Raw genomic sequence first — 12,982 nt, 5'->3', positions numbered from 1 at the left:
GACTATTTTTTGATATACAAGTAGCTTTTTATCTCTTTTTTTACTCCATTTTGATCCTTATAGGTTATAACATAAAAATATACTCCTTCAGGCAGCCCTTCCGACTTTGAAATAGTGGCGCCACCTTGGGAAATGCCATTAAAGGAAGCAGCCGGATTATTATCATACCCCCTTTTCTCATAAACCCTGACTCCCCATCGATTATAAATTTCAACGGAGTTATCAGGATATTTTTCTATATTTTTGATATAAAAAAAATCATTATAGCCATCACCATTTGGAGACATCCCCTGATCGGCAAGAACATCGTTATCCTCAGCAACTGAACTTACAATGGCAAAAGTAAAGACCTGATACAAGTTTAAAGCTTTAGCTGTTGTAGTAACTTCATTTCTTGAATCGTTATATTCTCCGCCAAGATCTACCCAAGTACTTTGAACGGGGTTCCAGCCCACAATATGCAGGTCTTCATAAGTTTTTTTTAAATCAGCAGTATTTTTATCTACAAACAAAGAAAGAAAAACATCATCAGCACCGCTGATCTTATCCACATTCCAATACTGCTTCTGATCAATATAAATATTGGAGGCATTCTTTTTATGCGGGTACAAATTGTTTGAATTCTCAAAATTGTATTTGCCAAAATAGGCATTGGAAGGATTACTGGCCTCAGAAATCCTCAAATACGCATAATTGCCCTTATTTCCAACCGGGAATGTAAAACCAGCCTGATTTCCATTTTTCTTAACATAACCGTCCACATGGCTAAGGTCTCCAGTATTGGTATGGCTGGCATTTTTTTCAAAAATCAGCATATCGGTTCTTCCTTCATTTTTAACAACGCCACTTAAAAAGTCAGCCTTGCCGTAGATACTGACCTGATTGGTTAAAGAAAAAAAAGGTTGAGAAGAACGATTATCAAACTCGACGTTATTCCAATCCATTGGTGCCCCTCCTGAAATATTTTGCATGCCATCTTTCCCATGCAGCCTGGTAACACCAGGAATACTCTCAGGAGTGAAAGTAACCAGGCCATCATTGTTATAATGGCTGTAAAGAACCAAATCACCGTCATTTATAAAATCACCGCTGCCCTTGTTGTCAAACTCCTCAACTACACTCATAACAGTATTAGGAGAGATGTATAATTCACCATGATTACTGGTTTGCGCAAAAATAGCCGCAGGAAAAATTATGGCGAGAAGTGCTTTATCTTTTATAAAAAATATCATATCAAAATAGTAAAAACATTAAACAATTACAGATGATAAATGGTTTGGCTTAACAACCAAACCATCGTATCAAACTAAGAATCTATTTTTTATGCTCTAAAGCCTTAACAAGCATATCAATCTGCTTTTGCTGCGCCTCAATCTGAACTTGCTGTTCCTGAATAGCTTTAGTTAAAATTGGAATAACCGCATTATAATTAACAATCAATGTTTTATCAGGATCGTTCATTTCTGTAACAAGATCAGGAAGCACTTTACGCACTTCCTGCGCAATAAAACCACTCTCGCTTATTGTATAATCTTTTGCATTCATATTAGTTTTCTTTATATAAGTGACAGGTCGCAGTAAGGAAATTGTTTTTAACCCGTCATTTAAATTTTTAATATTTTTTTTCAAACGAACATCAGAAGTTGTAAATACTGAGGCACAATATACATTGTTGGAAACCTTAGCATCACCAATAATATCCAAAGCATATTCTGGATTACTGTTAGCTATACCTACGTTGCCCGTAGAAGTAATTCTCATTTTTTCAGTTTTATTGGTACGGAAAACTAAATCCACTGGATCTGTTGTACCCAAGAAATTACTATCAGCTGAAGTTCCAGCATTTCCAGCAATATTCCATGCAGTATTTGTAAGCGAAGACAAATCAATATCGGGATTATCCCCTTTTTCATTGCGATATACTAATTTATTACCTGCTAACTGTAATGTAGTAACCGTTTCATTTGCTTTTACCATAGGGGCGATGTCGATTACCTGAACCGCTCCCGATGAATCAACATACGTGAAGGTGTTCTTGGCAGCGTCATAGCTCACATTCCCCTCCACATTATTCACGATATACTGGTCTAGGATATTCTGCACTGAGCTGTTATTGATGATTTCCTGAAAATTATTCGCAACATCCCCAGGCACATCAATCTTAACCTTATCGCCCTTCTCATTGGTGTAGGTATACACTGCCTTGGAATCCCCCACAAGAGTGGTTACGGTCTCATTGGCTTTTACCATAGAGGCGATGTCGATTACCTGAACCGCTCCCGATGAATCAACATACGTGAAGGTGTTCTTGGCAGCGTCATAGCTCACATTCCCCTCCACATTATTCACGATATACTGGTCTAGGATATTCTGCACTGAGCTGTTATTGATGATTTCCTGAAAATTATTCGCAACATCCCCAGGCACATCGATCTTAACCTTGTCGCCCTTCTCATTGGTGTAGGTATACACTGCCTTGGAATCCCCCACAAGAGTGGTTACGGTCTCATTGGCTTTTACCATAGAGGCGATGTCGATTACCTGAACCGCTCCCGATGAATCAACATACGTGAAGGTGTTCTTGGCAGCGTCATAGCTCACATTCCCCTCCACATTATTCACGATATACTGGTCTAGGATATTCTGCACTGAGCTGTTATTGATGATTTCCTGAAAATTATTCGCAACATCCCCAGGCACATCGATCTTAACCTTATCGCCCTTCTCATTGGTGTAGGTATACACTGCCTTGGAATCCCCCACAAGAGTGGTTACGGTCTCATTGGCTTTTACCATAGAGGCGATGTCGATTACCTGAACCGCTCCCGATGAATCAACATACGTGAAGGTGTTGTTGTCAGCGTCATAGCTCACATTCCCCTCCACATTATTCACGATATACTGGTTTAAGATATTCTGCACTGAGCTGTTATTGATGATTTCCTGAAAATTATTCGCAACATCCCCAGGCACATCGATCTTAACCTTATCGCCCTTCTCATTGGTGTAGGTATACACTGCCTTGGAATCCCCCACAAGAGTGGTTACGGTCTCATTGGCTTTTACCATAGAGGCGATGTCGATTACCTGAACCGCTCCCGATGAATCAACATACGTGAAGGTGTTGTTGTCAGCGTCATAGCTCACATTCCCCTCCACATTATTCACGATATACTGGTTTAAGATATTCTGCACTGAGCTGTTATTGATGATTTCCTGAAAATTATTCGCAACATCCCCAGGCACATCAATCTTAACCTTATCGCCCTTCTCATTGGTGTAGGTATACACTGCCTTGGAATCCCCCACAAGAGTGGTTACGGTCTCATTGGCTTTTACCATAGAGGCGATGTCGATTACCTGAACCGCTCCCGATGAATCAACATACGTGAAGGTGTTCTTGGCAGCGTCATAGCTCACATTCCCCTCCACATTATTCACGATATACTGGTCTAGGATATTCTGCACTGAGCTGTTATTGATGATTTCCTGAAAATTATTCGCAACATCCCCAGGCACATCGATCTTAACCTTGTCGCCCTTCTCATTGGTGTAGGTATACACTGCCTTGGAATCCCCCACAAGAGTGGTTACGGTCTCATTGGCTTTTACCATAGAGGCGATGTCGATTACCTGAACCGCTCCCGATGAATCAACATACGTGAAGGTGTTCTTGGCAGCGTCATAGCTCACATTCCCCTCCACATTATTCACGATATACTGGTCTAGGATATTCTGCACTGAGCTGTTATTGATGATTTCCTGAAAATTATTCGCAACATCCCCAGGCACATCGATCTTAACCTTATCGCCCTTCTCATTGGTGTAGGTATACACTGCCTTGGAATCCCCCACAAGAGTGGTTACGGTCTCATTGGCTTTTACCATAGAGGCGATGTCGATTACCTGAACCGCTCCCGATGAATCAACATACGTGAAGGTGTTCTTGGCAGCGTCATAGCTCACATTCCCCTCCACATTATTCACGATATACTGGTCTAGGATATTCTGCACTGAGCTGTTATTGATGATTTCCTGAAAATTATTCGCAACATCCCCAGGCACATCGATCTTAACCTTGTCGCCCTTCTCATTGGTGTAGGTATACACTGCCTTGGAATCCCCCACAAGAGTGGTTACGGTCTCATTGGCTTTTACCATAGAGGCGATGTCGATTACCTGAACCGCTCCCGATGAATCAACATACGTGAAGGTGTTCTTGGCAGCGTCATAGCTCACATTCCCCTCCACATTATTCACGATATACTGGTCTAGGATATTCTGCACTGAGCTGTTATTGATGATTTCCTGAAAATTATTCGCAACATCCCCAGGCACATCAATCTTAACCTTATCGCCCTTCTCATTGGTGTAGGTATACACTGCCTTGGAATCCCCCACAAGAGTGGTTACGGTCTCATTGGCTTTTACCATAGAGGCGATGTCGATTACCTGAACCGCTCCCGATGAATCAACATACGTGAAGGTGTTCTTGGCAGCGTCATAGCTCACATTCCCCTCCACATTATTCACGATATACTGGTCTAGGATATTCTGCACTGAGCTGTTATTGATGATTTCCTGAAAATTATTCGCAACATCCCCAGGCACATCGATCTTAACCTTATCGCCCTTCTCATTGGTGTAGGTATACACTGCCTTGGAATCCCCCACAAGAGTGGTTACGGTCTCATTGGCTTTTACCATAGAGGCGATGTCGATTACCTGAACCGCTCCCGATGAATCAACATACGTGAAGGTGTTGTTGTCAGCGTCATAGCTCACATTCCCCTCCACATTATTCACGATATACTGGTTTAAGATATTCTGCACTGAGCTGTTATTGATGATTTCCTGAAAATTATTCGCAACATCCCCAGGCACATCAATCTTAACCTTATCGCCCTTCTCATTGGTGTAGGTATACACTGCCTTGGAATCCCCCACAAGAGTGGTTACGGTCTCATTGGCTTTTACCATAGAGGCGATGTCGATTACCTGAACCGCTCCCGATGAATCAACATACGTGAAGGTGTTCTTGGCAGCGTCATAGCTCACATTCCCCTCCACATTATTCACGATATACTGGTCTAGGATATTCTGCACTGAGCTGTTATTGATGATTTCCTGAAAATTATTCGCAACATCCCCAGGCACATCGATCTTAACCTTGTCGCCCTTCTCATTGGTGTAGGTATACACTGCCTTGGAATCCCCCACAAGAGTGGTTACGGTCTCATTGGCTTTTACCATAGAGGCGATGTCGATTACCTGAACCGCTCCCGATGAATCAACATACGTGAAGGTGTTCTTGGCAGCGTCATAGCTCACATTCCCCTCCACATTATTCACGATATACTGGTTTAAGATATTCTGCACTGAGCTGTTATTGATGATTTCCTGAAAATTATTCGCAACATCCCCAGGCACATCGATCTTAACCTTATCGCCCTTCTCATTGGTGTAGGTATCACTGCCTTGGAATCCCCCACAAGAGTGGTTACGGTCTCATTGGCTTTTACCATAGAGGCGATGTCGATTACCTGAACCGCTCCCGATGAATCAACATACGTGAAGGTGTTCTTGGCAGCGTCATAGCTCACATTCCCCTCCACATTATTCACGATATACTGGTCTAGGATATTCTGCACTGAGCTGTTATTGATGATTTCCTGAAAATTATTCGCAACATCCCCAGGCACATCAATCTTAACCTTATCGCCCTTCTCATTGGTGTAGGTATACACTGCCTTGGAATCCCCCACAAGAGTGGTTACGGTCTCATTGGCTTTTACCATAGAGGCGATGTCGATTACCTGAACCGCTCCCGATGAATCAACATAGCTAAAAAAATCATTACTAGGATCATTTATATTGCCAATATTATAAAAAACATTACCGCCACTTAAACTAATAGCATCAGAAGAAACCAATATCCTATTCCATCTGTTATCATACCAGTAGTAATACCCCGGAACAACATCGGATAGGTTAGATGTATTAAAAACTAAAAGACTATTTTGATTTCCATTTTTTATAGTCACATTGTCTTTCGAACTTTGCAAAGCTACCCTTGGTATCAAAACCCCCTTATCTGAAGACACAACATCTAACTGAGCGGACGCATTAGGCAAAACTGTACCAACGCCAACCTGAGAATTCGCTTTATAACATAAAGCCAAAAACAATCCCATTAATAATTCTTTTTTCATTTTTTTAAATTAAAACCAGTTGCAAAATTATATCCAGAAACACAAAGCAACATGCATTTAACCCCGTAAGAAGTCCTGCAAAACACTTTTAGCGCTAAAAACAAGACTACTTAACAATAATTCTAACTATAAAAAAACTTCTTCCATCAAAGAAAACCCAGCGTAAACTACACCTATGCCACTATACAAAACAGCATCAAGATTATTTTTTATAATCTTTTAACACATAGCATGAAACTGCTTTTATATATTACCGCAACAAGTATCCTCCTTTCTTATTTAAAACCACTACTATTTTTTATAGTTTACTACATAATTTTGGAGTGCAAATAGACCACTCACTAAAGATTGCCAACAAATAGCTTAACTTATGAGAGACTTTTAAACACGTTCAAAGCATTATGATAACCAACAGCTTTAAAGACCACAATAACTTTACAGCTCAACATTTAAAAGTATTCTAAGGTAATTCGCAATTCGATCTATCACGAAAACTTCAATTTCAACCATCATATTAGGCAAAAAACATTATAAACAAAATAAAATAAACTATGCAACGGCCATCAAACACACAAGGATGCTTTACATAACAACAGTCAACTAAACAAAAGACAGGATCTTAATATAAAATAACATTAGAGCCAATCAGAATTATAATACTATATTTGAATCAACCTCTGCAACTATTAATCCAATAGCACCTATAATACTTACAGTTACCTGTTAACAAATGACTGCTTATCATTTATTTTATCCTTTAGTAAAAATTCCACAACATAGTCTAATAGCAAACAGCAAAATATTCATAATAGATACTCCAAAAAATAACTCATTAGCCCCTTAGCATTCTGAACTTCACGTCAGCTGAACCATCAGTAAAATACCAACAGGCTTTAATCGACCGTCACATTAAACTATTTTATAAAAAACTTTACTGAATCCTTTATAACCCCGGCAATGCTTTAAGAGTTAACAAGGTATCACTTTAGAAAAAATAAATAATGGCAAGTTTATTTTTGAAAACTACTTTAACAGCTTAAGCCATTAATTCGAAATTTACAACCTAAAAACGCTCAATATAGCACCATAATTCTTCTACAGAATACGAACAACATTAATAAAAAATAAAAAAAAATCAGAAAGGACGAAAAATTATAATTGACACCTTACATTTCTGTGCACTACACACATTATCTGAAATATTCTAAAGAACAAATGACCAATTTCACATTATTGGCATATACCTGATATTTATCATACAGCAGCAACTGGCCAAAATTTTTAGAAAATCAGAAAAAGAATAAAAAAATAGAAACTTTATTTTTTTTACTATTTAGCCTATTTGCAATAGAAAGACACTAAACAAAATCTTTTGAAGGATACAAACAAAAATCCTATCAAAGATAATTGACGCAATTGTAGTTCAATGCACAAAAATCTTTGATAGGAATATCGATAATTTATAAAAATAAAAAAAAACACTGCTTAAAATGTACAATAGGTTACTTCTTTAAACAACCGCAGCGCAAATGTCTATTCTATTTTATTATTAAAAAAATTTAAGGAAATTTCATAACCTTAAGATTTGATCCAATAATTTCAATAGAAAACCCAGCATTACAATTACTCTGAATTCGAACCTTATCTCCTTTATTATAAGATCTGAAATTCGCTATTATCTGACTAAAGAAACGGCTACTTTGACTGGCGACATCTTCTGCGTCAAAAGAAATAGTATTCCAAGTTAGACCATTGTCAACACTCAAATCCAAACGAGTATTTATAAAAAATGTTCCCGCCGATACAGTTGATTTATAATAATTAATATGCGTGGATATTTCATAAACGCCAGTTTCTGGAATTGTAAAAACAGAATTGTTTTCTAAAGCCCCATGTACAACATTATAAAAATGTATATTATTAAATGTATTATTAGTCGGAATTGATTCATTATGCGAATCGAAAGCACCAAAAAGCAAAGTAGGAACACCTTGACTAGTAATAAACGTATTTCCTGGAATTTGTTCAATTATATTCGAATTGTTCAAAACCAACAATTTTTGTTTTTCATAAGGACCAATATTTGTCTTAACATCGCTAATACTTACTGTCCCTCCTACAGATAGAGTGGCTGTAGGAGTTATCCCTACCCCAACTTTACCATCTTCTTTTACAGTTATACGCGACACACCATTAGTAAATAAATCGATAGGAAAACCACCATTTGTTCCCATTTGCAATCTTGCACCAAATGCATCCAAAGAAGTAAAAACAGGAGATGTCGCTAAGGAACAAGCAACTTGCCCTGTGTACATACTAAGACCTGCTCTGTTTTCATCATCAATTCTGATGAAAGATTGTTGGTCTGCTCCTCCAAATCGAAAACGCCCCTTAGAATTTAAATTATTCTCGATTACTAAAAAGTTTTTATCAAGATTAATTGTTGAGTTTTTATTTAGACTACCGCCTAATTCAACATTATTACCGACTTTTGTAAGACCATTCAATGCGGAAAATATACCACTATTAAATGAATTCCATTTATTATCATACCAAATGTACTCCCCTAAATTATAAGGAAAGATATTTGAAGTATTAAATACTTTAATGCCCAATTGAGGGCCATCACTTCCAGAAAGTCCAAAAATATTTAAATTACCTCCCGTTAAAAGGCTTAAATCAACCCGAGGTATCAAAACCCCTTTATCTAAAGACGAAATTTCTAAAACAGAAGAGTTTTTTGGAGTATCTGTACCTATGCCAGATGATTGAGAAGTGGCAAAATTAAAGCTAAAAGCAAATAATATCCAAATAAAGATTTTTTTATTATTTTTATTATTTTTATTATTTTTATTATTTTTATTATTCATTATTTTTATTAAACTACAACAATATACAAAAACAGCTAATCAACACACAACCTTCCATTTAAGCTATTGATTAAATGTTGACTCCTTTATCCATTTTACGAACAGATAGATTTATTCCGCTTTTAATTAGCCTTCTTTTATATCGAAATCCAGAATTGGCTGATTTCAAATTTTATATATCCTAGCACTGAAAAGTTTAACAAGACTTTTAAAAGAGATAAGGTCTCATTTTTTTCTAATCGAATAAATAGCTTACAAATAGCCCTTTTGATTTAAATCCAATTTTATACAATTAAAAACCATTCAATAACAGGATTAACTCCACACTTCATTTTTTCTAAATTATTTTTTTTCTACTGTCTAAACCCTTATCTTTTGCATAACTCTTATCATCCCATTCGAATCAATATTAAATAATTTAATAATTACAACTTTTCAACATGATCAGCATTTAACAGTAGATTAAGCTGTTTAAGCTCGCATATCCTAATTTAAAGCAAAACTAATTACTAAATAAAGTGCAAAACTATATTATATCCTGAATAAGAAATATCAATTACCAGCCTAAAAAAAACCATTTTAGCATAAAAAATCAAAAAACAGTACTCAGTAGTAAATAAAAAAAAATTAAACTGGCTGTTAAGCACCTTATAATATAAAACTGAACACCCAAGCAATACCAACATCGTAATACCAAAAAAAATAAAAAATAAAATTTTAACACTTCTAGTTACATATTTAAGATTAAGAAAAACTCTAGAATATACTAACTTAAATAATTTATCAGAACCAGTTCATGTACAAATATTTTATTCAACAGATTTATCACGAGTTATCATCAATAACTTGCACATGCAAACAAAACTGAAGAAAAAACTACTATATCTTTATAATTTGTTATTTACTAAATTCTTCAATAGTTTTATAGTTCAAAGCGGTGCGTCTTATTTTTTATTGTGCCAACTCTCAATTTATTGCTTCGCCTGTTCGCTGATGCTCGAGTCAAAAATTTCATGCAAGTCTGTTCTTCAGGAATTCTTGCAGCCAAAGCCGATCCGGCTTTTGTATGCCTGAAGGAGCTTTCAGTGGCAGCATTATCCTTGCAGCCTTCTTTATGCTTGAATGCTTTGGGTGTTATTTTCTAAGATTTCAATACATTTTTATTGGCATATTGGATTTCCCGCCAGCATGGATCATCAGACATTCTGCTTAGTCCATTGCTGAAATTCGAGCCCGCTATCTTTCTGTCAAATAAATGCAGGATGATGGCCAGAAAAAAAAAACAATTCTTTATCTGCATATGCGTGATATCTGGAAACCAAGCCTTTTCTGCTGATGTAAAATCTCTTTTCAGGATATTTGGCGCAGCAGAATGATTATGCTTTGATTGGCTGATGTTTTTTTGCTCAATTTTCCTACAGGCGTAACTGCTCCCTGCATTTAGCCGCCTTTATTTCGGATATCAGATGTCCCCCGGATTGAAACTCCAGAGTAATTGCTTCGTCTGTTCGAGCAGACGCTCGGGTCTGAGGTTTCCATATAGCGCTGTTTCTCATTAAATTATACTGAAGCGGCTTCTTCTTTTATCAGAGCTGTTTTTTCCTGCCTTTCTCATAAAATCTGCCGCTTCCAATTACAGCTGCCGCTTGGGATCACTTTTAAAACGCTGCGCATCTTTTTAATCGAATATATTTTTTTCATGGCCTTTTATGAAAGTATAAATCATCGGCCTGCCACTGAAAAGATGCCTATAGCCTGTTTAAAATGCTGCGTCCTAACTCTGTTTCTTTTAATTCTCAAGTTTAGGGATTTTTTTTCTGTTCCAATTCTTGGTTATCCTAAAACCATTTTGCAAAGCAAAGAGCTGTGATTCCAAGTTTTCTTTGGGTAAATTGTCAGATTGTCATCCCTTTCGGGGCTTGATTGGGCTGCTTTGTTTAAAATTTTGGTTATCAGTTCTTAAGATTTTCCTTCATGCTCAAAAGTTAAGATCTGGTTCTTAACTGGAATTCCATCTTAAGTTAGCGCATCCGCTCTGTGGTTGCACTTAAAATTTCGTAGATAGCATAATACATTAGATTTTTAAGTGGGTCATTTTTTTCCATCATTAACAATCAAAGAAAACTGCCAAAAACCAGTTATTACCTAAAAGACAACAAGTATTACTTTAAGGTTTTAACTAAAAAACCAAGCGGGTAATTTTACAGGAAAATATTTTCATGCGTAAAAACTTAACGTTTTAATCCAAGTATAGAAAAACATATTATGCGCAGCGAAAATTTACAGATTCCTGAAGGATTTTACAAACTAATCCAATCTATATGAAATTAGAATATTCTTTAATTGTTGCACTATCATTTTTTCTGAATTTATGCAATGCTCAGGGAAAAAAAATATCGGGAAAAGTATTGTATGTTGACGAAAAAGAAGGGGAGATACCAATACCTGGTGCTAAAATTGAGATTCCTCTGGAAAGGCGCACTTTTTTTTCCGATTTTGACGGTTCTTTTACTCTAGATTTAATTAAAAACATGCCTCTGACTGTAATTTTTTCGGCTTTTGAATGTGACAGCACAGAAATTAAAATTACCTCCACAAAACAAGAAATTATATGCAAATTAAATAAAATTCGCAAAAAAAAACACTAATAAACCGCATGTCAGCATTATAAAAATTAAAAAAAGATATTTTTCCTGTGTGATATCTTTACCCAATGAAGAAGCTAAACAAACATGAAAGAGAATCGTAAAACTAAGGACCGCTGTTTTAAGAGTAAAACGAAAACACAGCCCGCCGGAGCAATTAGATGGATCCCTATTTCAATCTGGTCTTAGCATTCAGCGGAATTGTAAATATTTGCCGTTATGCCGGATTCTAATAAAATATCAAAAAAAGCATGAGCCTCAAAAAGGAGACTGCTAGGATAATGCAGCCACTGAAAGTTCCTTCAGGCATACAAAAGGCGGATCGGCTGCGGGCGTAAATTAATCTCCAGAGAACAACCGTTCGTGAAATAGGTAATTGGGAACAGTAAAAATAAGGCATCCGGATTTAAGCTGTAAAACCACTAAAGAATTAGAAAAAAAGGCACATTGAAGAAATGCAGTCCAACTTTTCTCGGTTATTGTTTTGTCTATTAATTTTTTTTAAATGTACGTTTGCCGGCATTATTCTTAAACTTATCTTCATTTATACCATAAATCCAAGAAATAGTATTCCAAAGGTTATTGTCGCAGGCTTATTAATCTGTTTAAATTAAAAAAAACTTTGCTATGATTTTTTAATTACCCCTAAAAAATTCAATCATAAATTACATTACTTCTCGTTGATGGCCCCGAGATGTTTAGTAAGTTATAAGTGTCATGAAAAATATATCTAAGATGTCATTTTTTTAACTGTTTCTCATTTTGTCTCTGCACAAGAAATGCCAGGCGGTAATAAATTTGATAATCCTACTAGAATCATTCTTTTTGATGCTTACGCTTTTAAAGATAGTTTTAATTCTTATTGCGATTAAGACAATTATTACAAGAGCCAGCTTCAGGATGTTTTTCAATATTGGTGCTGGTTCGAATTTGGAAAAAAACAAGTTTTAATATTGAATTATTATACCTGAGCGAACAAGCAAATGCTCCTACATAATATTATAACGGTGGCATCTTCGACAAATATAATAATTTTAATTCCGAGATGAATTACATATTACTCTCTAGAAATAGACTTTTACAAAAAAAGAAGCAATGGAAGGTTTTTATTAAATTATCTGGCATAGAGCTCAATAGGGGTTGACAGTTATAATAGTAATTGTAAAACAGCATCCTAAATTCGACGGGGCATTAAGTGTGGCGCTGCAGCATGGGATACCGGCAATATTTGGCATACAGCTGCACGTTCAATCAG

5 protein-coding genes are annotated in these 12,982 nt (G+C 36.4%); 1 reads left to right on the top strand and 4 read right to left on the bottom strand.

The genetic code is table 11. The features are described from left to right. Positions 1-2: 2 nt before the first annotated feature. From M0M44_RS11135 to M0M44_RS11120, 4 genes are all read right to left on the bottom strand, one after another. A complete protein-coding gene (locus M0M44_RS11135) occupies positions 3-1,232 on the bottom strand; it encodes a T9SS type B sorting domain-containing protein (RefSeq protein ID WP_248729817.1) in 1,230 nt (409 codons plus the stop codon). A gap of 82 nt (positions 1,233-1,314) precedes the next feature. Next, on the bottom strand, positions 1,315-4,401 hold the full coding sequence (locus M0M44_RS11130; RefSeq protein WP_248729816.1) for a tail fiber domain-containing protein: 3,087 nt from the start codon (positions 4,399-4,401) through the stop codon (positions 1,315-1,317). 962 nt (positions 4,402-5,363) lie between these two features. Then, on the bottom strand, positions 5,364-6,212 hold the full coding sequence (locus M0M44_RS11125) for a hypothetical protein (protein ID WP_248729815.1): 849 nt from the start codon (positions 6,210-6,212) through the stop codon (positions 5,364-5,366). 1,559 nt (positions 6,213-7,771) lie between these two features. Then, positions 7,772-9,082: a hypothetical protein gene (locus M0M44_RS11120; protein WP_248729814.1), complete on the bottom strand. Its 1,311-nt coding sequence runs from the start codon at positions 9,080-9,082 to the stop codon at positions 7,772-7,774. Positions 9,083-11,403: 2,321 nt separating this feature from the next. On the opposite strand from M0M44_RS11120, the gene M0M44_RS11115 reads away from it, so the two are divergent. Continuing rightward, positions 11,404-11,730 carry a carboxypeptidase-like regulatory domain-containing protein gene (locus M0M44_RS11115; RefSeq protein WP_248729813.1) on the top strand — a complete coding sequence of 109 codons (327 nt, stop codon included), beginning with the start codon at positions 11,404-11,406 and terminating at the stop codon, positions 11,728-11,730. The last annotated feature ends 1,252 nt before the right edge of the window (positions 11,731-12,982 follow it).

Origin of the sequence: Flavobacterium humidisoli, from assembly GCF_023272795.1 — a bacterium.
GTDB classification, from domain to species: domain Bacteria; phylum Bacteroidota; class Bacteroidia; order Flavobacteriales; family Flavobacteriaceae; genus Flavobacterium; species Flavobacterium humidisoli.
Note: the sequence above shows the minus strand (reverse complement) of the source record. Positions and strands in the feature narration are given on the sequence as shown.